This window comes from Pseudomonas sp. S2_E01 (genome assembly GCF_054668365.1).
The window spans coordinates 424,887-449,262 of the sequence record NZ_CP162762.1 but is presented as its reverse complement, the minus strand read 5'-3'; the positions used below and the strand labels follow the sequence as shown (position 1 = coordinate 449,262).

Genomic DNA, 24,376 nt, shown 5'->3' with positions numbered 1-24,376 from the left:
CGCAAGCATCGCATGAGTCCACCGCATCGTCATCCTGCCCACGCCCCTGTAGGAGCGAGCATGTCGAGGCGTCGAACCGTCGCGATGGACTCAGGGACGCCGCGGGCACTCAGACAGCCAGCGTGATCGTTGACGACCATCGCGACGGTTCGACGCCTCGACATGCTCGCTCCTACAGGGAACAGGGTTGAATCGGGGGAGCGGTTACGCAGCTTCCTGAAAATCCATCTCCGGTGGCTGGCGACGGAAACCGCCGGTCAACACGGCCAGGTAGACCACGCCAACCGCCAGCCAGCTCAACCCCAGGTAGATCGCCAAGTGATCGAGACTGACCATCAGCCACAGGTCCGCCGCCAGGCCGATGAAGGGGAAGAGCACAAACAGGACGAACTCGCGCAGGCCTTTTGTCTCGCCGCCGATCCAGTAATGAAAGATCACCGACAAGTTGACCAGGCTGAAGGCCAGGAACGCGCCGAAGTTGATGAACGAGGTCGAGGTGGTGACGTCAAGCTTCAGCGCCAGCAACGCGACCACGGCGCACAGCAGGATGCTGTTGATCGGCGTGCCGAAGCGTTCGTGCAGGGTGCCGAAGAAGGATTTGGGGAGCACGCCGTCGCGGCCCATGGCGAACAACAGGCGCGAGCCGCTGGCCTGGGCCGACAGCCCCGAGGCGAACTGGCCGACGATCAGGCCGATCAGGAAGATCGAGACGAACAGGTCGCCGCCGATGTTGCGGGCAATTTCATAGGCCGCCGAGTCGACGCTGTCGAACTGGAACGAAGGGTGCGCGATCTGCACGAAGTAGGACACGCCGACGAAGATCAGGCCGCCGATCAGGGTGATCAACATGATCGCCCTTGGGATGGTGCGGCGCGGGTCGCGGGTTTCTTCCGTCAGGGTGCTGACCGCGTCGAACCCCAGGAACGAGTAACAGGCGATCGCCGCACCGCTCATGATCAGCGGCATCTGCATGTCGCCATTGAAGAACGGTTTCACCGACCACAGCGGCGTGCTTGCATCGCCCGCCACGTAATGCACGCACAGCGCGACGAAGGCAATCAGCACCAGGAACTGCACCAGCATCAGCAGGGCGTTGACGCCGTTGGCCAGTTTCAGGCCGACGATGTTGATCGCACTGGTGATGCCGATGAATGCCAGCACCCAGATCCATTGCGGCACCGCCGGGAACGCGGAGTACAGGTACGCCGCACCGATCAGCCAGATGGCCATTGGCAAAAACAGGTAATCGAGCAACACCGCCCAACCGGCAATGAAGCCGAGCTTGGGGCTGATGGCCTTGCGCACGTAGCTGTAGGCCGAGCCGGCCACGGGAAATGCCGAGGCCATGCGCCCATAACTCATGGCGGTGAAGAACATCGCCACCAGTGCCGCCAGGTACGCCGCCGGCACCATGCCTTGGGTGGATTGAGCGAGGATGCCGAACGTGCCGAGCACGATGATCGGCGTCATGTAGGCGATGCCAAACAGCACCACCGACCCCAGAGAAAGGGTGCGTTGCAAACGAGCCATGAGCGACTACTCCGCGATTATTAGATTTATGGCAGAACCGAGTTCGGCGTAGGTATTTTTGGTGTTGCGTTGTTGTTATTGGATGAAGGGTCAAACAGTTGTGTTGGCTGTACGGGCCTCATCGCGGGCAAGCCCGCTCCCACAGGGATCTTTGGCGTTCACAGAGTCTGTGGGAGCGGGCTTGCCCGCGATAGGGCCGACCCGAACGCCCCAAAATCCGGATCAGCCCTTGGGAATCATCAACTCCCGCAATCCATCAGCATGTTCTACCAACTCCCCCGGCAACTTCAGCCGCTGGTCATCGAGGTAGCGATAGTCCTGGCGCGCCGTCGTCAGCTGATTCAGGTCCAGTTCCACCGCGAACTGCCCCTCATCCCGACCGGCCTCGAACAACAGCGTGCCCAGTGGATCGACCAGTGCACTGCCGCCGGCAAACAGCAAGCCGCCATCGCCCTCTTCCACCCGGTTGACCATGACGGCGAACGCCTGGTTTTCCTGAGCTCGGGCCATGATCGCGGTGCGATGCGTCGGGCCGTAAGGGTCCATGTTGCCGTTGGTGACGATCAGCAGTTCGGCGCCCAGTTGCGCCAGGGCGCGGGCGCTTTCCGGGAACTCGATGTCGTAGCAGATCAGCAGCCCGACTCGCACGCCGTTCCACAGGCAGGTGGCGTAGCGGTCGCCCGCCTCGTACACACCACGATCCGAGGCCCACAGGTGGGTCTTGCGGTATTTGAGCGCGATGCCTTCAGGCGTGATCAGCAAGGTGGTGTTGAAGAAACGACCGTTGTCGTGCTCGGCCGTACCGATCACCACGGCGATGTGGCGCTCACGGGCGGCGGCGACAATGGCGCTGACGGTCGGGCCGTCCAGCGGCTCGGCGACGCTGGCCACGGTGTCGGCCGACGGGAAGCCCATCAGGTGGCTTTCCGGGAACATGATCAATTGCGTATCGGCGGCGCAGGCGGCAATCGCGGCCAATGCACGTTCGAGGTTGTAAGCCGTGTCGTTGTCACGGCCAGCCAATTGGGCGAGTTCGACCTTCATCGGTATTCCTTGTTCTGGTGGCCGGGCAGCAGAAAGATTGCCCGGCCTGTGTCTGTGCGCCAGTATGCGCAGCAAGTAATCGGTCAGGGAATCACGCGGCCGGGGTAACACCATAGGGGTACAGCCATGACACTCTCGCTGGACGACATCGCCTGGCACCGCTCGGTGGGACAACTGATCGACGCCCTGGACAAGCCCAACTTCTGGACGCAACTGGTGCGCCTGCTCGATCAGTACGTGCCTTGCGACAGCTGGGTGGCGCTGCTGTTCAGCGCCGACCAGCACCCGCAGGTGTTTGCCGAATGCCCGGGCGTTGATGGTGGCCCGGATCAATTGTTCCAGGACTACTTGCGCGGGCTGTACCTGCTGGACCCGTTCTACATCGCCTGTCGCGAGCAATCCCGTACCGGTCTTTACCGTCTGTCGGAGGTGGCGCCGGAGCACTTCGAACTCACCGAGTACTACCAACGATACTTTCGCGTGAATGTCGTGGCCGACGAAATCCAGTTTAATTGCCAGCTCGAAGGCGAGCGCACGCTGTGCCTTTCACTGGGCAGCAAACAGCCCTTCAACGCCCAACAGATCGCCCTGCTATCGTTGATCCAGCCGTGGGTGCTCGGCCTGTTGCGCCAGCGACTGCCCTATGAAATCAACGAGGTGGTGGCCCTTGCACCCGCGCCGATGCGAGGTGACTGGCGCGTGCAGCTCGAAGCCTCCGTGCAGCAAATCAAGGGCGCGCAACTGACCGCCAGGGAGCTCGACGTCGGGCGCCTGATGCTCAGCGGCTGCTCCAGCAAAGAGATTGCCCGCAAGCTGGAAATCTCCATCGAAACTGTAAAGGTCCACAAGAAACACATGTACAGCAAACTGGGGATCAAATCGCAGTCCGAGCTGTTCTCGATTTTCCTGCAGGCCCAAAGCGCCTGACGCTCCCGGTGCCCGGCGACCGTTGATCGAAAACCACAAAAACCTGTTATTTATGACAGTAGCAACCGCCCGCCCACTCATGAACACTCACCTCAAGTGATTGAATCGGCTCATGGGCCGAGGGCGCAGCAGCAATGCCGACTGTCAATCCAGCGCGGTTAAATCCATGGCCAATCAAGGCTCGCCGACTCATGGTTGGCACCGCAGTGGCGACGGTCTTCGGGCTGGCGGCAGAGGCCCTTCCAGCCGCCAGTGAAACTGTCAGCAATGATCGGGTCGACAACCTGCTCATGCGCATGACCCTTGAAGAGAAACTGGGCCAACTCTCCCAACTCGTCCGCTACAACCGGGCCGACTCCCGGGAGAACATAGAGGGTGAAGAAGGCTATGTGCCCCCGGAAACGGGCTCGGTCATCGGGTTCTACGGCGCTGATGCCACGCGACGACTGCAAGAAAAGGTCATGAAGGAATCGCGCCTGCATATTCCGCTGCTGTTTTCCTACGATGTAATGCATGGCTTTCGCACTGTTTTCCCCACGCCACTCGCCGAAGCCGCGAGCTGGGACGTCCAACTGGCGCAACGCACAACCCGAGCCACCGCCGTGGAAGCCACCGCCAGTGGCGTACGCTGGACCCTGGCCCCCATGGTCGATATTGCGCGGGACCCACGCTGGGGACGGGTCACCGAAGGTGCGGGCGAAGACCCCTTTCTCGCTTCGGCGCTGGCAGCGGCCCGCATCCGTGGCTTGCACGGAGCCGTTGGCAATGGCCCCGTTCCAACACACCCCCATGAACAGCGTTCGCAGATGATGCTCGCCACGGCCAAGCATTTTGTCGCCTATGGCGCTGCCGAGGGAGGGCGCGATTACAACACCGCCGATCTCTCGCAACGCACTCTGCACGAAACCTACCTGCCGCCCTTTCGGGCCGCCGTGGCATCCGGCGTCGATGCGATCATGCCGGGGCTCAACGAGATTGCCGGTACACCGATGCACGCCAGTCAATCGCTGCTCAAGGAGACGCTTCGGTGCCAATGGGGTTTCACCGGAATAGTCATCAGCGACTACGACGGCGTGGAGGAACTGATGGACCATGGCACTGCGGATCTGCCCGCGACGGCGGTCCAACAGGCCATGAACGCGACGGTGGACGTGGACCTGGCCAGTGGCATCTACTCCAGGAGCCTGCCGACGCTGGTCAAGAGCGGCCAGGTGTCCCAGCGCGCGTTGGACGATGCAGTGCGCCGGGTGCTTCTGGCCAAAGACAAACTGGGACTGTTCGATGACCCTTATCGCTACATCGACCCAGCCCGCGAACGAGCGCCTGCCAGCGTTGAGCATCGCGCACTGGCGCGCGAAGCCGCGCAGAAATCCATTGTGTTGCTGAAAAACGAAAATCAGCTATTACCCCTGAACAAAAATATTCGCCGGCTGGTGGTCGTGGGGGCGCTGGCTGATGATTCGACTGGCGCGTTGGGCCCCTACCCAGGTATTGCCCGCCTCGATGAGACGGTCAGCGTGCTTGAAGGAATCAAACGCGCAATTTCCCCCGCCAGCCAGCTGGTTTACGTCGCCGGGGCCTCCCCTCACAGCGATGAACGTTCGGGCATCGACAAGGCGATGATCGCCGCCCTGGGTGCGGACGTCGTGATCGCCGTGCTTGGCGAAAGTTCGTCCATGAGCGGCGAAGCGAACAGTCGCGCATTCCTTGGGCTGAACGCCGCTCAAGAAGCCCTCCTGGAACGTCTGGTTGAAACGCGCAAACCCCTGGTCGTCATTCTCATGAATGGCCGTCCTCTGACAGTCTCCCGCCTGGACGCGCAAGTCCCGGCCATCCTCGAGGCCTGGTTCCTGGGCTCGGAAATGGGCAACGGCGTGGCCGACATCCTGTTTGGCGACGTCAATCCAAGCGGCAAGCTGCCTATCACGTTTCCCCGGTCGGTGGGTCAGGTGCCCATTTACTACGGGCACAAAAGTACCGGGCGAGCCCCTCGGCAGCATTTGATTTATACCTCCAAGTACATCGATCATCCCTGGACGCCGCTTTATCCATTCGGCCATGGTTTGAGCTACACAACCTTCGCCTACGATCCACCGCAGCTCGATAAAACCGTGCTCTCGCCCGATGAGGCCCTGACGGTGGAAGTCACAATGCATAACACCGGCGAACGTGAGGGTGAGGAAGTTGTGCAGTTGTACTTGCGCGACGACGTGGCCAGCGTGACTCGCCCCGTGCGCAGCCTGCGCGGTTTCACGCGGGTCAGGCTCCTGCCTGGCGAAGCGGGCAAGGTTCGGTTCAGGTTGGATCAGGACGACTTTGCCCTGCTCAATCAGGACTTTGTACGAGTCGTGGAGCCCGGAACGTTCACGGTTTTTGTCGGAGGCAGTTCCACCACCCTTAACCAGGCAAGCTTCCAGGTCATCAGGGGCTCGCAGTTGCAGGGTCTGGGTTCAGCGATACCGCGCCTGCCCCTGCCGTTTCTGCCGATGAACAAAAGGCTCGCGTCTGGCGAGAACTGAGATCTTGCCTTGTTCACGGTTTACCGACGGGCGCAAAATGCAGGCTGCCCGTCCGAACCCAGGGAAACCGTATGAGCCTGTCACTCCTGAGCCGTTATGCCTTCTTCGCCGCGTGCGTGATCTTCACCCTCGCCAGCCTGCCCTTCCTCGAGCATGACTGGCTCTGGCCGTTCACCGCCGTGACGTTGGTGCTGAGCTTGATCGGCCTGTTCGACCTGCTGCAAAGCCCGCACGCGGTGCGGCGCAATTACCCGGTCCTGGGTAACATCCGTTATCTGGTAGAGGGCATTCGCCCGGAAATCCGCCAGTACCTGCTGGAGTCCGATAGCGATGCCCTGCCCTTCTCCCGAGCGCAACGCTCACTGGTGTACTCGCGCGCGAAAAATGAAACCGCCGACAAACCCTTCGGCACCCTGATCGATGTGTATCAATCCGGCTTCGAATTCATCGGCCACTCGATGCGCCCGGCGCCATTGAGCGACCCGAGCAGTTTTCGCGTTACGGTCGGTGGCCCGCAATGCACGCAGCCGTATTCCGCGTCGGTGTTCAACATCTCGGCCATGAGCTTCGGCTCGCTCAGCGCCAACGCCATTCGTGCGCTGAACCAGGGCGCCAAGCTGGGTAACTTCGCCCACGATACTGGCGAAGGCAGCATCAGCGCCTATCACCGGGAAAACGGCGGCGACCTGACCTGGGAGCTGGGCAGTGGTTATTTTGGTTGCCGAACGCCTGAGGGGCGCTTCGATCCGGAACGCTTCGCCGCCCAGGCGCAAACACCGCAAGTGCGGATGATCGAAATCAAGATGTCTCAAGGCGCCAAACCCGGCCACGGCGGGATTCTGCCCAAACACAAGGTCACCCGGGAAATCGCCGAGACCCGCGGCATCCTGATGGGCGAGGATTGCATCTCGCCCTCACGGCACAGCGCGTTTTCCACACCGATCGAACTGATGCAGTTCATCCAGCAACTGCGTGAACTGTCGGGCGGCAAACCGGTGGGCTTCAAGCTTTGCCTGGGCCACCCCTGGGAATTCATGGGCATCGCCAAGGCGATGCTGGAAACCGGCATCCTGCCGGACTTCATTGTCATTGACGGCAAGGAAGGCGGCACCGGCGCCGCGCCGGTGGAGTTCACCGATCACATCGGCGTGCCGATGCGCGAGGGCCTGCTGTTCGTGCACAACACCCTGGTGGGCCTGAACCTGCGGGACAAGATCAAGCTGGGCGCCAGCGGCAAGATCGTCAGCGCGTTCGACATCGCCAGCGTCCTGGCCATCGGTGCCGACTGGGCCAACTCGGCGCGTGGCTTCATGTTTGCCATCGGTTGCATCCAGTCGCAAAGCTGCCACACCAACAAATGCCCGACCGGTGTCGCCACCCAGGACACCCTGCGCCAGCGCGCCCTGGTCGTGCCGGACAAGGCTCAGCGCGTCTACAACTTCCACCGCAACACCCTCAAGGGTCTGGCGGAAATGCTCGCCGCCGCCGGCCTCGAACATCCATCGCAGTTGTCAGCCAAACACCTGGTGCGTCGCATGTCGGCCACCGAAATCAAGCTGTTCTCTCAGTTGCATGTGTTTTTGAAGCCGGGTGAATTGCTCACCGGGGAAGTCAACGGCGAGTTCTATTCGCGCATGTGGCAGATGGCACGCGCAGACAGTTTTGAGCCCAATGATGTCGTCGCGGCGTAAACATCGGAGAACAGCTTGGCCGGTCAAACACACGGGGAGGTTTGAGACATCCAGTAATACCGGGGATTTTGCAATTGTCAGCAAATAAGTCCACCCTGCGCGCCGCCGATGTGCGGCGCGCAACCTTTGATGCCGCCGGCCACTCCTTATCTCAATACCCGTTCCCGAGACCGCTGTCATGACGTCCGAACGCGATCACCGAATCGACTTTTTCCGAGGCCTGGCCCTGATCTTCATCTTCTGGGATCACGTGCCGCATAACCCGCTCGGTCAAATTACCCCACGCAACTTCGGTTTCAGCGATGCCGCCGAGATATTCGTGTTTCTCGCCGGTTATGCCGCCGTCCTGGCCTACGGGAAAATCCTCAAGCGCGATGGCTACCTGTTCGCCTGCCTGAAGATCCTGCGCCGCGCCTGGGTGCTCTATGTGGTGCATATTTTCTTGCTGGCGATGCTGATGGGCATCGTGTTTTTCGCCAACAGCCATGTGGAAACCCGCGACCTGGTGGAAGAAATGGGCATGCACCATTTCATCACCGACCCGCAACAGGCACTGACGGACGAACTGCTGCTGCGTTTCAAACCCAACCTGATGGACCCATTGCCGCTGTACATCGTGCTGCTGGCCGGTTTGCCGCTGGCGCTGCCACTGCTGGTACACAGGGCGTGGATGGCGGTGGCGATTTCGCTGACGGTGTATCTGCTGGCGCCGTGGTTCGGCTGGAATCTGGCGGCCATCAAGGACGGTGTCTGGTACTTCAACCCGGTGGTCTGGCAACTGCTGTTTGTCCTGGGCGGCGCCGCCGCGAGCCTTGGCCAGCGAGCACGCGTAGCCGATCACCGACCCTTGGTTCACCAGCCTTTGTTTGTCAGTGCCGCGTTGTATGTGGTCATCACCGGCGTGATCACCCTCTCCTGGCGCTGGCCGGACATTCACGACGCCGTGATGCCCGCGTGGTTGAGTGATGTGCTCTACCCGATCAGCAAGACCGACCTGTCGCCCGTGCGCCTGCTGCATTTCCTGGCGATGGCGTATGTCACGGCGAAGCTGCTGCCGGACACCGGCTGGACACAAAACTGGTGGGCGCAACAGTCCTGTCGCATGGGGCGTTACTCCCTGGAAATTTTCTGCCTCGGCGTACTGCTGGCACCACTGGCCGACATGATCAACGCCATGACCAACGATGCCTTCGCCATGCAGATCTTCACCGCACTGGTGGGCGCCGGGTTGATGGCGCTGCTGGCAGCGTGGCTGGAGTTCAACAAACAACTGAATCGAGCTCACGCCGTACCTGCCTGAACATCCCCCTGTAGGAGCGAGCATGCTCGCGATAGCGCAGTGTCAGTCGACATCAATGGCGCTTGATTCACCGCTATCGCGAGCAAGCCCGCTCCCACATGGGTAACCGCATACCTATTGAATCAATCGCGCAAATCCGACTCATGAATCGGCTGATCACGGTGGGTCGCGCGCTGGTACTGCGCTGGCCAAGTGGCCTTGCGCCCACCCAGATCGTCATCGGCGTGCAACGGCCAGTACGGATCACGCAGCAGCTCCCGGGCGAGGAAGATGATGTCGGCCTGGCAGGTACGCAGGATGTGCTCGGCCTGCGCCGGTTCAGTGATCATGCCCACTGTGCCGGTGGCCATGCCGGACTCCTTGCGCACGCGCTCGGCAAAACGGGTCTGGTAACCGGGGCCGGTGGGAATCTCGGCGTTGGCCGCCGTCCCCCCGGAGGACACGTCGATCAGGTCCACACCCAGGTCCTTCAGGCGTCGCGCCAACTCGACAGTTTCATCCGGGTTCCAACCGTCCTCCACCCAATCGGTGGCCGATACCCGTACAAACACCGGCAACTCTTCAGGCCACACCGCGCGCACCGCTTCGGTGACCTGCAATACCAGGCGGATGCGATTTTCGAACGAACCGCCATATTGGTCGCGCCGCTGATTGCTCAGCGGTGACAGAAACTGATGCAGCAGATAGCCGTGGGCGGCGTGAACTTCCACCACTTTGAATCCGGCGGTCAGCGCGCGCTTGGCCGAAGCCACGAATGCCTGGATCACCTCGGCGATCTCGCCTTCATCCAGCTGCTTGGGTTGGGTGTGTTGCGGGTCGAAGGCGATCGGCGAAGGGCCGACAGGTGTCCAGCCACCGTCTTCGGGTTTGACGCTTCCGTGTTTACCAATCCACGGCCGGTGGGTGCTGGCCTTGCGCCCGGCGTGGGCCAGTTGAATGCCCGCCACAGCCCCCTGGGCGGCGATGAAACGCGTGATGCGTTGCAAGGGTTCGATCTGTTGGTCATCCCACAAACCGAGGTCCTGCGCGGTGATACGTCCATCGGCCGTGATGGCCGTGGCTTCGGTAAAAATCAGCCCGGCGCCTCCGATGGCGCGGCTGCCAAGGTGCACCAGGTGCCAGTCATTGGCCAGGCCATCGACGCTGGAATACTGGCACATGGGCGACACCGCAATGCGGTTGGGCAGGGTCAGTTGGCGAAGGGTATAGGGTTCAAGCAGCAGACTCATGGGGCACCTCTCAATCAGTGGTCAGGCTCCAGGGTTCTGTTTGACAAGTCGACGAGTGACATGAACAAGGTGCAACACCCGCCCCCGCGGGCAAAAGATTCGACAAGACGTCACAAGGCCAATCAAGCAGTGCTTAGAGCCTAGTCGACATCAGAGAGGATTGCGGGGTTCCTGCCGGTTTGGCCTCTCCCTTTCCCTGTAGGAGCGAGCATGCTCGCGATGGTAGTCCAGACACTGCGGGCTGTCTGGATGCCAGCGGTGTCTGGGCTAACATCGCGAGCGTGCTCGCTCCTACAGAAGAAAGGCTGTGGGCTAACGTGGTTCGATGTGCGCAATCATCAACTGCACGGTTTCCACGCCACGAAACTCGTTGAGGTCCAGCTTGTAGGCCAGTTCAACCCATTTGATCGTCGGGTTCGGCCAGATGTCGCGGTCGATGCCGAAGGCGATGCCGTCCAGTTTCACCGAACCGCATTCGCTTTTCAGCACCACCTTGAGGTGCCGCTCGCCGACGACGCGCTGCTCCACCAACTGAAACACCCCGTGAAACACCGGCTCCGGGAAGTGCTGGCCCCATGGGCCGGCGTGGCGAAGGGCCCGGGCCAATTCGAGGTGAAACTCCTCGACCGCGAGGGTGCCGTCTGACAACAGGCGCCCGGTCAGGTCTTCTTCACGCAGTTGCCGACGCACTTCGGCATCGAAGGCCTGTGCGAACAAGGGGTAATTCGCTTCCGGCAGCGTCAGGCCCGCCGCCATGGCGTGACCGCCGTACTTGCTGATCAGGTTGGGATGCTGCGCCGCGACCACACTCAAGGCGTCACGGATGTGAAAGCCCTGGACCGAACGCCCCGAGCCCTTGAGCAGGCCATCGCCGGCATCGGCAAAGGCGATGGTCGGGCGGAAATAACGCTCTTTCATCCGCGATGCCAGAATGCCGATAACTCCCTGGTGCCACTCGGGGTCGAACAGGCAGAGGCCGAAGGGCATCGATTCCATCGGCAGGTCCTTGAGCTGGGCCATCGCCTCGCGCTGCATGCCCTGTTCGATGGATTTGCGGTCCTGGTTCATGCCGTCGAGCTGGAGGGCCATTTCCCGGGCCAGGTCGGTGCTGTCGGTGAGCAGGCACTCGATGCCCAGGCTCATGTCGTCCAGGCGCCCCGCCGCATTCAGACGCGGGCCCACGATAAAGCCCAGGTCCGTGGACGTGATGCGTGTGTGATCACGCTTGGCCACCTCAAGGATCGCCTTGATGCCTGGCCGCGCACGCCCGGCGCGAATCCGCTCGAGGCCCTGGTGCACCAGAATCCGGTTGTTGGCGTCCAGCGGAACCACGTCGGCAACGCTGCCCAGCGCCACAAGATCAAGCAACTCACCGATGTTCGGCTGTGGTTTGTTGTCGTACCAACCGAGGCTGCGCAAGCGCGCACGCAGGGCCATCAGCACATAGAAAATCACCCCGACGCCGGCCAGTGCCTTGCTCGCAAAGCTGCACCCTGGCTGGTTCGGGTTGACGATCGCATCGGCGAGCGGCAGCTCATCGCCCGGCAAGTGGTGATCGGTGACCAGTACCTTGAGACCCGCCTTCTTCGCCGCCGCCACGCCTTCGACGCTGGAGATGCCGTTGTCCACCGTGATCAGCAGCTGTGGCGAGCGGGTCAGTGCCACGTCGACGATTTCCGGGGTCAGGCCGTAGCCGTACTCGAAGCGATTCGGCACCAAGTAGTCGACATGTGCCGCACCCAGCAGGCGCAAGCCCAGCGTGCCCACGGTGCTGGCGGTGGCGCCGTCCGCGTCGAAGTCACCGACGATCAGAATCCGCTGGCGCTGCTCAAGCGCCGTCACCAACAAATCCACGGCCGCGTCGATCCCCTTGAGCTGCGCAAACGGAATCAACCGCGCCAGGCTCTTGTCCAGTTCAGCCTCGCTCTGCACGCCCCTCGCCGCGTACAGGCGCGTCAGCAATGGCGGCAGATCGCCGAGGAATGGCAGGGTTTCAGGCAACAGGCGAGGTTCGATGCGCATGGGGTAACGGGTGCTTCTCTTGAATACGGAGGATAAAACCGGTCGATACGCTGAAAAATCAGCCGCGTTCGCCACTCAGCCACTGCAATTGGACTTCGTGCTGGCCGCGGTCGTCGGTCACGAAAACCGTGCCGTCACTGATCATCACGTCCCACTTGATGACGCGCGGCATGTCCTGGGCCAGGGTTTCCAGCACGTCCTGGGGTACCGCAGCGATGTGCACGTTTTTCAGGTTCTTGATCGCCGGAATCACCTTGCCCTCCCAGACCCGCAGGCTACCGTAGGCCAGCAGGCTGGTACGTTCGGTACGGCGCGAGCACCAGGTCAGGCGATCGACGTCCGGCTGGCCGACTTCGATCCAGTGCAGGACGCGGTCGTCCAGGCTCTTTTCCCACAGGGCGGGCTCATCAACGTCAGACAGACCACGGCCAAACGACAGTTGCTCGTTGTACCAAAGGGCGTAGGCCAGCAGGCGAACAGCCATGCGCTCTTCGGTTTCCGACGGGTGACGGGCGATGGTCTGCTTTACCGACTCGTAGATGTTGCGGTCGAGGTCGGTAAGGTTCAGTTCAAACTTGTAGGTCGTGGACGGCTGGGCCATGAACGGGCTTCTTGATACGTGGAAAGGCGGCAAGTTTAACCGATGCGACGAGCAATCAACCAATTGCTGATCATCAACCTTGCGCGCCGGACGGCTGGCTGTGCTAAAACGCTCTTTCAGCCAGCCTAGCCCTACAGGATCTTGCATGTCGTTCTCTACCCAACCGCTCTCCGGCTTGAAAGTCATCGAACTGGGGACATTGATCGCCGGGCCGTTTGCCTCGCGCATCTGCGGCGAGTTTGGTGCTGAAGTGATCAAGATCGAATCCCCCGATGGCGGCGATCCGTTGCGCAAATGGCGCAAACTGTATGAAGGCACTTCGCTCTGGTGGTTCGTCCAGGCGCGTAACAAGAAGTCCGTGACCCTGAACCTCAAACACCCGGACGGCCTGGCGATCCTGAAAAAACTGCTGGGTGAAGCGGACATCCTGATCGAAAACTTTCGGCCCGGGGTCCTGGAAAAACTCGGCCTGGGTTGGGAGGTTTTGCACGCGCTGAACCCGAAACTGGTCATGGTGCGCCTGTCGGGTTTCGGCCAGACCGGCCCGATGAAGGATCAACCGGGTTTCGGCGCCGTCGGTGAATCCATGGGTGGACTGCGCTACATCACCGGTTTCGACGACCGACCACCGGTGCGCACCGGGATCTCCATCGGCGACTCGATTGCCGCGCTGTGGGGCGTGATCGGCGCGTTGATGGCCCTGCGTCATCGCGAGGTCAACGGCGGCCAGGGCCAGGTCGTGGACGTGGCCCTGTACGAAGCCATCTTTGCCATGATGGAAAGCATGGTCCCGGAATTCGACGTGTTTGGCTTTATCCGCGAGCGTACCGGCAACATCATGCCCGGCATCACGCCTTCGTCGATCCACACGAGCGCCGACGGCAAACACGTGCAGATCGGTGCCAACGGCGATGCGATCTTCAAGCGTTTCATGCTGATCATCGGCCGCGAGGATCTGGCCAATGATCCGACACTGGCCAGCAACGACGGACGCGACAGCCGCCGGGACGAGCTGTACGGGGTGATCGATCGCTGGGTCAACTCGCTGCCGCTCCAGACGGTCATGGAGCGGTTGAATCAGGCCGAAGTTCCTGCCAGCCGGATCTTCAGCGCCGAGGACATGTTCAAGGATCCGCAGTACCTGGCGCGGGAGATGTTCCTCCAGGCGAAACTGCCTGATGGCAAAGATTTCAAGATGCCGGGAATCGTGCCGAAACTCTCTGATACACCTGGCACTTCGCAATGGGTCGGGCCGCAGTTGGGCGAACACAACGTGCAGGTACTCAACGATCTTGGCTACGACAAGGAACAGATCGAACAACTGCGTAAAGACGGGGCTATCTAGGCTGAGGCGTCCGCTTGCCCTTTTCACCCCGCACGCCGTTACGCGCGGGGTAAAAGTCGTATGCGCCTGGACAGTGGTGTTCCTGCTCGCGAGCCCGGTTGCGTCGACCATGGCCCAACCCAGGGAAACCATGATCTGGCTGTTGCGCGACCTGCCGCCGCTGATGATTTTCGAAGGCCCCAAAAAGGGCCAGGGCGTCATCGATCAACTGTTGCCCCTTTTGACCACTGACATGCCGCAGTACCGGCATGTATTGATGCGGGTCAATCGCGCCCGTGCCTTGCAAATGCTCCACGAACCGTCCCTGACGTGCGATGCGGCCCTTAACTGGAGCAAGGAGCGCGAGCGCTGGATTGCGTTTTCCCTCCCGGTGTTTCGCGCCATGAGCAACGGCCTGGCGGTACGCCGGGTTGACCATGAAATCATTGCGCCGTACATCCAGAACGGCGAGGTCGATCTGGCGGCGTTGTTGAGCAGTAGCGGCGAACAACTGGGCGTCATTGGCGAACGTAACTACGGCGTGTTTCTCGATGCCCTGCTCAAACAGGCACCCGCCCGATCACTCACCGCACACTACGGCAACGATGCCTTGGGCAGCCTTCTGCAAATGCAGCGCCTGGGCCGCTTGCGCTTCCTGTTGGGCTACCGCCCGGAAATCCGCTATCAGGCCGAGCAACAGGGAATCAGCGAGGACGAATTGCAGTTCTACCCGATTCTCGGCGCCGAGAAGTACCTGTCGGGCTACATTGGCTGCACCGACACGCCGAAAGGTCGGCAGGCCATCGTCGAGATCAACCAGTTATTGCGCAAACTGCCTCACAAGACGGTCACCGACGCCTACGCTGCCTGGCTGGACCCGGAAAGTCGCGGCACTTACCTGGAGGAGTCCAGGCGATACTTCGAAGAACAAGGCCGGCCGTGACAAATCGCAGGCAAAAGAAACCCCGAGAAGTGGGGAGACGACTCGGGGTTAAACGTGGTCTGTATCAAGACCAGTAGCAGCAAGCGCCAAGCACCGGAGCACAATGCTTGATCCTGCTGCTACATGCTCTGACTGACCCTGGGCCGGGAAGGTTCCCGTGAAATAAAATTCACTTACAGGTGGGCCGCCAGCTTGCCCTGCGCGGCATTGCGCAAGGCCGCAATCACGCAGGGTTCCAGGCGCCCTTCGGCAATCATCAGGTCACGGTGCAAGCCGTCGACCACATCGGTGAGAAGACGCTTGTCGGTCAATTGGGCCTGATTGAATTCCCGTTCAACCACGATGGCGCCGCTCGTGCCCTTCAATGTCACCAGGCATTCGCCATGGGCACCGGACGGGGTCAACGTCACTTGATACGGGCTCAGCGCCTCACCGAGCAATAGGCAGATACTTTCCATCTCGATCACCACTCAATAGTCCGAAAACGAAGTGCCAGGGGCGTGTCTAAAGTTAATGACCGCCGGCACGAGAAGAAAGTTCGGGATGCAGAGCGCGGGGGCGTCTCTGGTCTATGGAGGATGCATGGCGAAGATGACAGGGAAAAAACAGCGGGGGGGCGTTGGTCGGGAGAATCGCGGCGCTGCACCCTCCCTGTAGGAGCGAGCATGCTCGCGATGAACGTCAACGATAACGCGGGGCGTCAGGGTCCCCGCGTCGTCCTTGCCTTCATCGCGAGCGTGCTCGCTCCTACAGGGACGGGGTTGTGTTACAGAGGCTTGCCGCGATTACCGTGTTGGCTGACGAAGTTCTGTACAGCCTTCAGGTCGTTCGGCAGCACCGTGCAACGCTCATCGCGCTCGAACAGGTCGGTCAGGTGCGCCGGCAGTGCCAAAGCCTTGCCAACGCCGGCCTTCTCCACTGCATCGGGGAATTTGACCGGGTGGGCGGTGCCCAGGATCACCATCGGGATGTCCAGGCTGCGGCGGCATTCGCGGGCTGCCCTGACACCGATGGCGGTGTGCGGGTCCAGCACTTCGCCGGTCTGCTCGAACACCTGCGCAATGGTTTCGCAGGTTTGTGCGTCATCCACGGCCAGCGAGTCGAACAGCTTGCGGGCTTCGGTCCAGCGCTCTTGCTCGACGGAGAAACCACCGCCCTGCTTGAAACTGTCCATCAAACCGGCAATGGCCGCGCCATTGCGACCGTGCAGGTCGAACAGCAGGCGTTCGAAGTTCGACGACACCATGATGTCCATCGACGGCGACAGCGTGGCGTGCAGGGTTTCCTTGACGTACTGGTTGCCGCTCATGAAGCGGTGCAGGATGTCGTTGCGGTTGGTGGCGACGATCAACTGGTTGATCGGCAGGCCCATGTTGCGGGCCAGGTAACCGGCGAAGATGTCACCGAAGTTGCCGGTCGGCACCGAGAACGACACTGAACGCGCCGGGCCACCCAACTGCAGGGAGGCGTGGAAGTAGTAGACGATCTGGGCCATGATCCGCGCCCAGTTGATCGAGTTTACAGCCACCAGGCGAGTGCCCTTGAGGAAACTCTGGTCTGCGAAGCTGGCCTTGACCATTTCCTGGCAGTCGTCGAAGTTGCCTTCGATGGCGATGTTGTGGATGTTCTCGCCGAAAATCGTGGTCATCTGCCGACGTTGCACTTCCGATACGCGGTTGTGCGGATGCAGGATGAAGATGTCCACGTTTTCGCAGTGCTTGCAGCCTTCGATGGCGGCCGAACCGGTGTCGCCGGATGTCGCACCCACGATTACCACGCGCTCACCGCGCTTTTCCAGCACGTAGTCAAGCAGGCGGCCAAGCAGTTGCAGGGCGAAGTCCTTGAACGCCAGGGTCGGGCCGTGGAACAGCTCAAGCACCCACTCGTTGCCGTTCAACTGACGAAGCGGCGCAACGGCGTTGTGGGCGAAGACGCCGTAGGTTTCTTCGAGGATTTTCTTGAAATCGGCGTCCGGGATGCTGCCGGTGACAAACGGGCGCATGATCCGGAAGGCCAGCTCGTGATAAGGCAGGCCGGCCCAGGAAGCGATTTCCTCCTGGGTGAAACGTGGCAGGTTTTCCGGGACGTACAGACCGCCGTCGGTGGCCAGGCCAGCCAGCAGGACGTCTTCGAAATTCAGGGCCGGTGCCTGGCCGCGGGTACTGATGTAGCGCATGGGGGCAAACCTTTGGTTTGAGCTGTGAGCTGAAAGTTACAAGCTGCAAGTAAAAAGCGATCCTGCTCTTACTTGTAGCTTGCCGCTTGCAGCTCGCCGCTGCTGTATTAATTCAAATGTTCGACACGAATCCGGACCACCGGCCCAACCACGCCCTGAAGCGCTTCCAGTGCCTGGATGGCATCGTTGATGTGCTGCTCCAACACGCGGTGGGTCAGCAGGATCATCGGCACCAGGCCGTCATGCTCTTCGACTTCCTTCTGCATGATCGATTCGATGTTGATACCACGCTCCGACAGGATGCTCGCCACCTGGGCCAATACGCCCGGGTGATCCTTGGCCTGAATGCGCAGGTAGTAGGCGCTTTCGCAGGCTTCGATCGGCAGGATCGGGTGGGCCGACAGCGAATCCGGCTGGAAAGCCAGGTGCGGCACACGGTTTTCCGGATCGGAGGTCATGGCGCGAACCACGTCCACCAGGTCCGCAATCACCGACGAAGCGGTCGGCTCCATACCGGCGCCAGCGCCGTAGAACAGGGTCGACCCGGCAGCGTCACCGTTGACCATCACCGCGTTCATCACGCCGTTGACGTTGGCGATCAAACGATCAGCCGGGATCAACGTCGGGTGCACACGCAGCTCGATACCGGCCGCGGTGCTGCGCGCCACACCCAGGTGCTTGATGCGATAGCCCAGCGCTTCGGCGTAGTTCACGTCGGCGGTGGTCAGCTTGGTGATGCCTTCGGTGTAGGCCTTGTCGAATTGCAGCGGGATACCGAACGCGATGGATGCCAGGATCGTCAGTTTGTGCGCCGCATCGATACCTTCCACGTCGAAGGTCGGATCCGCTTCGGCGTAACCCAATGCCTGGGCCTCGACCAGCACGTCTTCGAAGGTACGACCCTTCTCGCGCATTTCCGTCAGGATGAAGTTACCGGTGCCGTTGATGATGCCCGCCACCCAGTTGATGCGGTTGGCGGACAGGCCCTCACGGATCGCCTTGATCACCGGAATACCACCGGCCACGGCGGCTTCGAACGCAACGATCACGCCCTTTTCACGCGCCTTGGCAAAAATCTCATTACCGTGAACAGCGATAAGCGCCTTGTTCGCGGTGACCACATGCTTGCCATTCTCGATGGCCTTGAGTACCAGCTCGCGGGCAACGGTATAGCCGCCCATCAGCTCTATGACGATGTCGATCTCTGGGTTCGTGGCCACATCGAAGACATCGGTGGTAATCGCAATACCGGTCGTTTGGAACTGAGGCTTTGGCGTGCGAATGGCAATTTGTGCCACTTCGATCCCACGCCCGGCACGGCGAGCAATTTCCTCGGCGTTGCGCTGAAGTACGTTGAAGGTTCCGCCACCGACGGTCCCTAACCCACAGATGCCTACTTTGACCGGTTTCACTGTGAACTCCCCATAAAACGGCCGACACGAGGCCGGCCGTGAAAACAGCCGCAGGTTCGCGGCTCTCTATTGATGGCCCGGCAATGCTGCCGCCGGGCCATGATCGCCAGGGCTTGCCCTGACGATGCGAAATTACTTCGCGCCCAGCGCCAGTTTGGCAACTTGGGGCGCAGGCTGGTAGCCCGGAATGACCTGACCGTCGGCCAAAACGATGGCCGGCGTGCCGTTCACACCAATCGACTGGCCGAGGGCGAACTGCTTGGAAACCGGGTTATCGCACTTGGCGGCCTTGATTTCCTTGCCATCGACCATTTTGTCCATGGCCGCTTTTTTGTCTTTCGAACACCAGACCGCTTGCAACTGCTCGTCACCTGGCGAACCCAGGCCCTGGCGCGGGAACGCGACGTAGCGCACTTCGATGCCGCGCTTGTTCAGCTCAGGCACTTCGGCATGCAGTTTATGGCAGTACGGACAGGTGGTGTCGGTGAACACGGTGATGTGCGATTTGGTTTCGCCAATGGCCGGGTAGACCACGGTTTCAGCCACCGGAATGTCGTTGATCAGCTTGGAGATGCCCACGCGCTCGGCCTTCTCGGTCAGGTTGACCGGCTTGCCGCCCTTGAGATCGAACATGTAGCCCTGCACCACGTATTGGCCGTCGGCGCTGGCGTAGAGCACGCGACTGCCCTTGAGCTTGACTTCGTACAGGCCGGGCAACGGGCTGGCGGAGATGCTTTCTACCGGCACCTCAAGTTGAAGATTTTCGAGACTTTTACGGATGGCTTTGTCAGCCGCGTCATCGGCGACGGCAAAGGTGCTGACCAACGCAATGGCTGCGGCGGCGATAATCTGGGTCAGACGCATGAGAACTCCTGAGGGCGGACAAATGGGACGATCAGAACGCCCGTGCCGAAACACCGGGTCATAATCGCCCATCGTGCAAACCGGCAAAGCCTACCACAGTAAGGCTCGTGGGGCCGAATGCCGGTGATGCAAGGTGTTGGTGCGCGAGGGTACGGGTGGGACTGCCGACTGTGGGAGCAAGCCCGCTCCCACAGGGGATCAGCGCTCACCCGCGCGGATGGTGCTTGGCATGCAAATCCTGCAACCGCGCCCGGGCGACGTGGGTGTAGATCTGCGTGGTCGACAGGTCGCTGTGACCCAATAGCATCTGCACCACCCGCAGGTCCGCGCCGTGGTTGAGCAAATGCGTGGCGAAGGCATGACGCAAGGTGTGCGGTGACAGCGATTTGCCGATCCCGGCGACCTTGGCCTGATGCTTGATGCGGTGCCAGAACGTCTGCCGGGTCATCTGCTCGCCGCGCTGGCTGGGAAACAGCACGTCGCTGGGACGCCCGCCGAGCAACTCGCCACGGCCATCGCGCATGTAACGCTCGACCCAGACAATCGCTTCCTCGCCCATGGGCACCAGTCGTTCCTTGCTACCTTTGCCCATGACTCGCAGCACGCCCTGGCGCAGGTTGACCTGCTCCAGCGTCAGGCTGATCAGCTCTGTCACCCGCAAACCACAGGCGTAAAGCACTTCGAGCATGGCGCGATCACGCTGGCCGATGGCTTCGCTCAGGTCCGGCGCCTTTAATAGCGCTTCAACGTCCGCTTCCGAGAGGGACTTGGGCAACGGTCTGCCCAACTGTGGCATATCCACGCGCAGGGTTGGATCGACGGCGATCAACTTTTCCCGCAGCAAATAGCGATAGAAACCCCGCAAACCGGAGAGAAAGCGGGCGGTAGAGCGCGGCTTATAGTTTTGTTCAAGGCGCCAGGCCAGGTGATCGAGGATCAACTCACGACCGGCATTGATCAACTCAAGGTCCCTGTCCTGCAACCAGCCATTGAACAGCGCCAGATCGCTGCGATAGGCGTCACGGGTGTTGTCGGAAAGACCTTTCTCCAGCCACAACGCATCGAGAAACTGGTCTATCAGTGGATGATCGATGGCTGGCATAAAAACTCGGCGGCAGGTCGGCCTGAAAAGATAAATCGCGGGCAACAAAAAAGCAGCCCGTAGGCTGCTTTTTTCTGCATCGGAAGCTGGACTTAAGCCAGTTTTTCCTTGATGCGAGCTGCTTTACCCGACAGGTCGCGCAGGTAGTACAGCTTGGCTTTACGTACGTCACCGCGACGCTTGACAGCCATGCTGTCGATCTGCGGGCTGTAGGTCTGGAAAGTACGCTCTACGCCAACACCGTTGGAGATTTTACGAACGGTGAATGCACTGTTGACGCCGCGGTTACGCTTGGCGATAACAACACCTTCGAACGCTTGCAGACGCGAACGGTCGCCTTCCTTTACTTTTACCTGAACGACAATGGTGTCGCCCGGGGCAAAGGTAGGGATCTCTTTGGTCATCTGCTCTGCTTCGAGTGCAAGGATGATTTTGTTAGTCATGCTGTGCTCCTAAGGTAAATCGTCGGATTTACCATCGATACGTTGTTAACTATCGTCCCGCTCGCGGAGATATTCCTCGAGCAGCTTCTTCTCTTCTCCAGAAAGCGAGCGGCTTTCCAGAAGATCGGCGCGTCGTTCATAGGTCCGACCAAGGGACTGCTGTAAACGCCAACGCCGGATGTGCGCGTGATTGCCACTTAGCAACACGTCGGGAACACGCTGATCCGCATACACCTCAGGTCGGGTGTAGTGCGGGCAATCCAGCAAACCATCCGTAAAGGAATCTTCCTCGGCGGAGTCCGCATGCCCTAAAGCTCCAGGCAGCAGTCGTGTAACCGCATCGATCAGGACCATCGCCGGCAGCTCGCCGCCAGACAGTACATAGTCGCCAATCGACCACTCTTCATCGACATGAGCCTCAATAAAACGCTCGTCGATGCCTTCATAGCGACCGGCAATCAGGATCAATCCATCCAGATTCGCCAACTCGCGGACCGCCGACTGAGTCAGTTGACGGCCTTGGGGGGACAGGTAAATCACCTTCGCCGCCTCCCCGGCCGCTGCCTTGGCCTGAACCAGAGCATCTTCCAGGGGCTTGATCTTCATCACCATGCCCGGACCACCGCCAAATGGGCGATCATCCACAGTGTGATGTCGATCCGTCGTGTAGTCCCGCGGATTCCAACAGGTGAGCTGCAAGAGCCCCTGTTTCACCGCCCGACTGGTGATGCCGTACTCGCTGATGGCGGAAAACATCTCGGGAAACAAACTGATCACTTCTACGCGCAAGTTAGCCACGCTTAGAAATCCGCATCCCATTCCACCTTCATCTCGCCTGCACCCAGGTCGATGGCCAACACGCATTGCTCGGTATACGGCAACAGGCGTTCGCGATCATCCAGGCTGCCAGCGCAAGGCTTGACCACCATTACATCATTGGCGCCGGTTTCCAGAAGATGATCGACCTTACCGAGCAATTGCCCCAGTTGATCGATGACCTTCAGACCTTCCAGCTGGTACCAGTAGTACTCGCCGTCGGTCAATTCAGGGAACAGGTTACGCGGCACGCAGATCTCATAACCGGCCAGAAGACGTGCTTCTTCTCGATCATCAAGGCCCTTGAGCTTCGCGACCAGGAACTTGTCGTTCCCGCGTCCACTGACCAGCTCTACCTGTTTCACACTGCCTTCGCGCTTGAGCGTCCAGGTTTTGTACTGCAACAGGTTTTCTGTTGGATCAGTAAAGGAATACACCTTCACTTCGCCGCGAACGCCGTGAACAGAATAAATCTTGCCGATAACGATCAAATCATCAGCAATGGCTGGCGTCGCGTTCATATTGCTCAGGCCGCAGCCTTAGCAGCGTCCTTCAGCAACTGAGCAACACGCTCAGAAGGTTGTGCACCAACGCTCAGCCAGTAGGCAACGCGCTCTTGGTTCACGGACAGACGGACTTCCTGACCACGAGCAACAGGGTTGAAGAAACCAACCTGTTCCTTGTGCGAACCGTCGCGCGGGTTGCGGCTGTCGGTTACGGTCAGGTGGTAAAACGGGCGCTTTTTGGAGCCGCCAAGGGCAAGACGGATTGTTAGCATGTGAACATCGTTCCTGTAGTCGGTGCTGCAAATCTAAAGGCACAGCGGGCATGGGTGCCCGAAAGGCCGCATATTCTAAGGAATATCCGGACTTTTGCAAATGACTTTTTCCGGCGGCCTATCGGACGCCATGCAGATTTGCTATAGAGCCGTCGTTGAAAACGGCCTGTCGGCTCCCGCCAAGTGCGGGTTTACCGTTTGTCCCACATTTCTGTGGATCAGCGCCGACATGACTGCCGGCGCGAATTCTTTACATTTTTGGCATGCCGCCGCCGGGCAACATGCCGCCCATGCCGCGCATCATCTTGGCCATCCCACCTTTTGCAGAAAACTTCTTCATCATCTTCTGCATCTGCTTGTGCTGCTTGATCAAGCGACCGATGTCCTGCACCTGAGTGCCGGAACCCATGGCGATGCGGCGCTTGCGCGAACCGCTGATCAGCTCGGGGTCGCGGCGCTCGGCCGGGGTCATGGAGTTGATGATGGCTTCCATCTGCTTGAATTGCTTCTCGGCCGCCGTCTGGGCGTTGCCCATCTGCGCCAGGTTGACGCCACCGATGCTGGGCAGTTTGTCCATGAGGCCGCCGAGGCCGCCCATGTTCTTCATCTGTTGCAGCTGATCGCGGAAGTCTTCGAGGTCGAAGCCCTTGCCCTTCTTCAGTTTCTTGGCCAGTTTGTCGGCCTTGTCCTTGTCGAGAGTGGCTTCCGCCTGCTCGATCAGACTGAGCACGTCCCCCATGCCGAGGATGCGCGACGCGATACGCTCAGGGTGGAACGGCTCGAGCGCTTCGCTCTTCTCGCCCATACCGATGAACTTGATCGGCTTGCCGGTGATGGAGCGCACCGACAGCGCCGCACCGCCACGGGCATCGCCGTCGACCTTGGTCAGGATCACACCGGTCAGCGGCAATGCATCGCCGAAGGCCTTGGCCGTGTTGGCGGCATCCTGGCCAGTCATCGCGTCGACCACGAACAGGGTCTCGACCGGATTGACCGCCGCATGCAGGGCCTTGATCTCGCCCATCATCTCTTCGTCGATGTGCAGGCGACCGGCGGTATCGACGATGACCACGTCGATGAATTTCAGCTTGGCTTCTTTAATAGCAGCCTGGGCGATTTCGACTGGCTTCTGGCTCAGGTCTGACGGGAAGAACGTCACGCCGATGTCGTTGGCCAGGGTTTCCAGTTGCTTGATTGCCGCCGGACGGTAAACGTCCGCGGATACCACCATCACCGACTTTTTCTTGCGCTCTTTGAGGAAGCGCGCGAGTTTGCCGGCCGTTGTGGTTTTACCGGCACCCTGCAAACCAGCCATTAATACGATGGCAGGCGGGACGGCACTCAGGTTGAGGTCTTCGTTGGCCGCGCCCATCAGGCTTTCGAGTTCGGCCTGGACGATCTTCACGAAGGCCTGGCCCGGCGTCAGGCTGCGCGACACCTCGGTGCCGACAGCACGCTCCTTGACCGAATTGACGAAGTCCTTCACCACCGGCAAGGCAACGTCGGCTTCGAGCAACGCCATGCGCACTTCGCGCAGGGTGTCTTTAATGTTGTCCTCGGTCAGCTTGGCCTTGCCGGTGACATGGCGCAGCGTCTGCGAGAGACGGTCAGTTAGGTTTTCAAACATTGCGCGATCCTTTCAGGCCCTGTACAGA

21 protein-coding genes are annotated in these 24,376 nt (G+C 60.5%); 6 read left to right on the top strand and 15 right to left on the bottom strand.

The genetic code is table 11. The features are described 5' to 3' along the window. Positions 1 to 204: 204 nt before the first annotated feature. Both AB4O36_RS02150 and AB4O36_RS02145 read right to left on the bottom strand, forming a co-directional pair. Positions 205 to 1,530 carry an APC family permease gene (locus AB4O36_RS02150; protein ID WP_460140961.1) on the bottom strand — a complete coding sequence of 442 codons (1,326 nt, stop codon included), beginning with the start codon at positions 1,528 to 1,530 and terminating at the stop codon, positions 205 to 207. A 222-nt stretch (positions 1,531 to 1,752) separates the two neighbouring features. Beyond that, positions 1,753 to 2,574, bottom strand: coding sequence for a carbon-nitrogen hydrolase family protein (locus AB4O36_RS02145; RefSeq protein WP_460140960.1), 822 nt, complete (start codon positions 2,572 to 2,574; stop codon positions 1,753 to 1,755). A 126-nt stretch (positions 2,575 to 2,700) separates the two neighbouring features. On the opposite strand from AB4O36_RS02145, the gene AB4O36_RS02140 reads away from it, so the two are divergent. The 4 genes from AB4O36_RS02140 (at position 2,701) to AB4O36_RS02125 (ending at position 9,011) form a co-directional block, all read left to right on the top strand. Beyond that, the gene (locus AB4O36_RS02140; protein WP_460121264.1) at positions 2,701 to 3,501 is read left to right on the top strand and encodes a helix-turn-helix transcriptional regulator; all 801 of its coding nucleotides are present in this window, start codon (positions 2,701 to 2,703) and stop codon (positions 3,499 to 3,501) included. A 191-nt stretch (positions 3,502 to 3,692) separates the two neighbouring features. Beyond that, complete coding sequence (gene bglX, locus AB4O36_RS02135) at positions 3,693 to 6,020, top strand: beta-glucosidase BglX (RefSeq protein ID WP_460121261.1); 2,328 nt, start codon at positions 3,693 to 3,695, stop codon at positions 6,018 to 6,020. 71 nt (positions 6,021 to 6,091) lie between these two features. Then, positions 6,092 to 7,711 carry an FMN-binding glutamate synthase family protein gene (locus AB4O36_RS02130; RefSeq protein ID WP_460121259.1) on the top strand — a complete coding sequence of 540 codons (1,620 nt, stop codon included), beginning with the start codon at positions 6,092 to 6,094 and terminating at the stop codon, positions 7,709 to 7,711. Positions 7,712 to 7,889: 178 nt separating this feature from the next. Then, complete coding sequence (locus AB4O36_RS02125; protein WP_460121257.1) at positions 7,890 to 9,011, top strand: OpgC family protein; 1,122 nt, start codon at positions 7,890 to 7,892, stop codon at positions 9,009 to 9,011. Between the two features lie 122 nt (positions 9,012 to 9,133). Here the strand turns inward: AB4O36_RS02125 and AB4O36_RS02120 are convergent, their stop codons facing one another. The 3 genes from AB4O36_RS02120 to AB4O36_RS02110 form a co-directional block, all read right to left on the bottom strand. Next, positions 9,134 to 10,240: an NADH:flavin oxidoreductase/NADH oxidase gene (locus AB4O36_RS02120; protein WP_460121255.1), complete on the bottom strand. Its 1,107-nt coding sequence runs from the start codon at positions 10,238 to 10,240 to the stop codon at positions 9,134 to 9,136. 312 nt (positions 10,241 to 10,552) lie between these two features. After that, positions 10,553 to 12,262: a single-stranded-DNA-specific exonuclease RecJ gene (recJ, locus tag AB4O36_RS02115; RefSeq protein ID WP_460121253.1), complete on the bottom strand. Its 1,710-nt coding sequence runs from the start codon at positions 12,260 to 12,262 to the stop codon at positions 10,553 to 10,555. Positions 12,263 to 12,320: 58 nt separating this feature from the next. Then, positions 12,321 to 12,863: a YaeQ family protein gene (locus AB4O36_RS02110; RefSeq protein WP_460121251.1), complete on the bottom strand. Its 543-nt coding sequence runs from the start codon at positions 12,861 to 12,863 to the stop codon at positions 12,321 to 12,323. Positions 12,864 to 13,008: 145 nt separating this feature from the next. On the opposite strand from AB4O36_RS02110, the gene AB4O36_RS02105 reads away from it, so the two are divergent. After that, positions 13,009 to 14,208: a CaiB/BaiF CoA transferase family protein gene (locus AB4O36_RS02105; RefSeq protein WP_460121249.1), complete on the top strand. Its 1,200-nt coding sequence runs from the start codon at positions 13,009 to 13,011 to the stop codon at positions 14,206 to 14,208. A gap of 73 nt (positions 14,209 to 14,281) precedes the next feature. Then, a complete protein-coding gene (locus AB4O36_RS02100) occupies positions 14,282 to 15,130 on the top strand; it encodes a TIGR02285 family protein (RefSeq protein ID WP_460121247.1) in 849 nt (282 codons plus the stop codon). A gap of 173 nt (positions 15,131 to 15,303) precedes the next feature. Here the strand turns inward: AB4O36_RS02100 and AB4O36_RS02095 are convergent, their stop codons facing one another. The 10 genes from AB4O36_RS02095 to ffh form a co-directional block, all read right to left on the bottom strand. Then, entirely contained in the window at positions 15,304 to 15,588 is a 285-nt protein-coding gene (locus AB4O36_RS02095) for a DUF3509 domain-containing protein (protein ID WP_460121246.1), read from the bottom strand. A 308-nt stretch (positions 15,589 to 15,896) separates the two neighbouring features. Beyond that, positions 15,897 to 17,306 carry a threonine synthase gene (thrC, locus tag AB4O36_RS02090; protein WP_460121244.1) on the bottom strand — a complete coding sequence of 470 codons (1,410 nt, stop codon included), beginning with the start codon at positions 17,304 to 17,306 and terminating at the stop codon, positions 15,897 to 15,899. A gap of 107 nt (positions 17,307 to 17,413) precedes the next feature. Beyond that, a complete protein-coding gene (locus AB4O36_RS02085; RefSeq protein WP_460121242.1) occupies positions 17,414 to 18,718 on the bottom strand; it encodes a homoserine dehydrogenase in 1,305 nt (434 codons plus the stop codon). A 132-nt stretch (positions 18,719 to 18,850) separates the two neighbouring features. After that, entirely contained in the window at positions 18,851 to 19,582 is a 732-nt protein-coding gene (gene dsbC, locus AB4O36_RS02080; protein WP_460121240.1) for a bifunctional protein-disulfide isomerase/oxidoreductase DsbC, read from the bottom strand. Positions 19,583 to 19,787: 205 nt separating this feature from the next. Then, entirely contained in the window at positions 19,788 to 20,684 is an 897-nt protein-coding gene (gene xerD / locus AB4O36_RS02075) for a site-specific tyrosine recombinase XerD (protein WP_460121238.1), read from the bottom strand. Between the two features lie 92 nt (positions 20,685 to 20,776). Beyond that, a complete protein-coding gene (rplS, locus tag AB4O36_RS02070) occupies positions 20,777 to 21,127 on the bottom strand; it encodes a 50S ribosomal protein L19 (protein ID WP_003175895.1) in 351 nt (116 codons plus the stop codon). 45 nt (positions 21,128 to 21,172) lie between these two features. Continuing rightward, complete coding sequence (trmD, locus tag AB4O36_RS02065) at positions 21,173 to 21,946, bottom strand: tRNA (guanosine(37)-N1)-methyltransferase TrmD (protein ID WP_460121236.1); 774 nt, start codon at positions 21,944 to 21,946, stop codon at positions 21,173 to 21,175. Continuing rightward, positions 21,928 to 22,464: a ribosome maturation factor RimM gene (rimM, locus tag AB4O36_RS02060; protein ID WP_460121234.1), complete on the bottom strand. Its 537-nt coding sequence runs from the start codon at positions 22,462 to 22,464 to the stop codon at positions 21,928 to 21,930. Before rimM ends, trmD begins: the two co-directional genes overlap by 19 nt. Positions 22,465 to 22,469: 5 nt before the next feature. After that, entirely contained in the window at positions 22,470 to 22,721 is a 252-nt protein-coding gene (gene rpsP, locus AB4O36_RS02055; protein ID WP_007944872.1) for a 30S ribosomal protein S16, read from the bottom strand. A gap of 250 nt (positions 22,722 to 22,971) precedes the next feature. After that, positions 22,972 to 24,348: a signal recognition particle protein gene (ffh, locus tag AB4O36_RS02050; RefSeq protein WP_460121232.1), complete on the bottom strand. Its 1,377-nt coding sequence runs from the start codon at positions 24,346 to 24,348 to the stop codon at positions 22,972 to 22,974. Positions 24,349 to 24,376: the final 28 nt, after the last annotated feature.

What these genes read in the sequence shown, in the direction of transcription:
- AB4O36_RS02145 (WP_460140960.1), bottom strand. Translation starts at nt 2,574, where the DNA reads ATGAAGGTCGAACTCGCCCAATTGGCTGGCCGTGACAACGACACGGCT.
- AB4O36_RS02120 (WP_460121255.1), bottom strand. Translation starts at nt 10,240, where the DNA reads ATGAGTCTGCTGCTTGAACCCTATACCCTTCGCCAACTGACCCTGCCC.
- rimM (WP_460121234.1), bottom strand. Translation starts at nt 22,464, where the DNA reads ATGAACGCGACGCCAGCCATTGCTGATGATTTGATCGTTATCGGCAAG.
- ffh (WP_460121232.1), bottom strand. Translation starts at nt 24,348, where the DNA reads ATGTTTGAAAACCTAACTGACCGTCTCTCGCAGACGCTGCGCCATGTC.
- dsbC (WP_460121240.1), bottom strand. Translation starts at nt 19,582, where the DNA reads ATGCGTCTGACCCAGATTATCGCCGCCGCAGCCATTGCGTTGGTCAGC.
- AB4O36_RS02140 (WP_460121264.1), top strand. Translation starts at nt 2,701, where the DNA reads ATGACACTCTCGCTGGACGACATCGCCTGGCACCGCTCGGTGGGACAA.
- AB4O36_RS02105 (WP_460121249.1), top strand. Translation starts at nt 13,009, where the DNA reads ATGTCGTTCTCTACCCAACCGCTCTCCGGCTTGAAAGTCATCGAACTG.
- thrC (WP_460121244.1), bottom strand. Translation starts at nt 17,306, where the DNA reads ATGCGCTACATCAGTACCCGCGGCCAGGCACCGGCCCTGAATTTCGAA.
- AB4O36_RS02095 (WP_460121246.1), bottom strand. Translation starts at nt 15,588, where the DNA reads ATGGAAAGTATCTGCCTATTGCTCGGTGAGGCGCTGAGCCCGTATCAA.
- recJ (WP_460121253.1), bottom strand. Translation starts at nt 12,262, where the DNA reads ATGCGCATCGAACCTCGCCTGTTGCCTGAAACCCTGCCATTCCTCGGC.
- AB4O36_RS02125 (WP_460121257.1), top strand. Translation starts at nt 7,890, where the DNA reads ATGACGTCCGAACGCGATCACCGAATCGACTTTTTCCGAGGCCTGGCC.
- trmD (WP_460121236.1), bottom strand. Translation starts at nt 21,946, where the DNA reads ATGGGATGCGGATTTCTAAGCGTGGCTAACTTGCGCGTAGAAGTGATC.
- AB4O36_RS02130 (WP_460121259.1), top strand. Translation starts at nt 6,092, where the DNA reads ATGAGCCTGTCACTCCTGAGCCGTTATGCCTTCTTCGCCGCGTGCGTG.
- rplS (WP_003175895.1), bottom strand. Translation starts at nt 21,127, where the DNA reads ATGACTAACAAAATCATCCTTGCACTCGAAGCAGAGCAGATGACCAAA.
- bglX (WP_460121261.1), top strand. Translation starts at nt 3,693, where the DNA reads ATGGTTGGCACCGCAGTGGCGACGGTCTTCGGGCTGGCGGCAGAGGCC.
- rpsP (WP_007944872.1), bottom strand. Translation starts at nt 22,721, where the DNA reads ATGCTAACAATCCGTCTTGCCCTTGGCGGCTCCAAAAAGCGCCCGTTT.
- AB4O36_RS02150 (WP_460140961.1), bottom strand. Translation starts at nt 1,530, where the DNA reads ATGGCTCGTTTGCAACGCACCCTTTCTCTGGGGTCGGTGGTGCTGTTT.
- AB4O36_RS02110 (WP_460121251.1), bottom strand. Translation starts at nt 12,863, where the DNA reads ATGGCCCAGCCGTCCACGACCTACAAGTTTGAACTGAACCTTACCGAC.
- xerD (WP_460121238.1), bottom strand. Translation starts at nt 20,684, where the DNA reads ATGCCAGCCATCGATCATCCACTGATAGACCAGTTTCTCGATGCGTTG.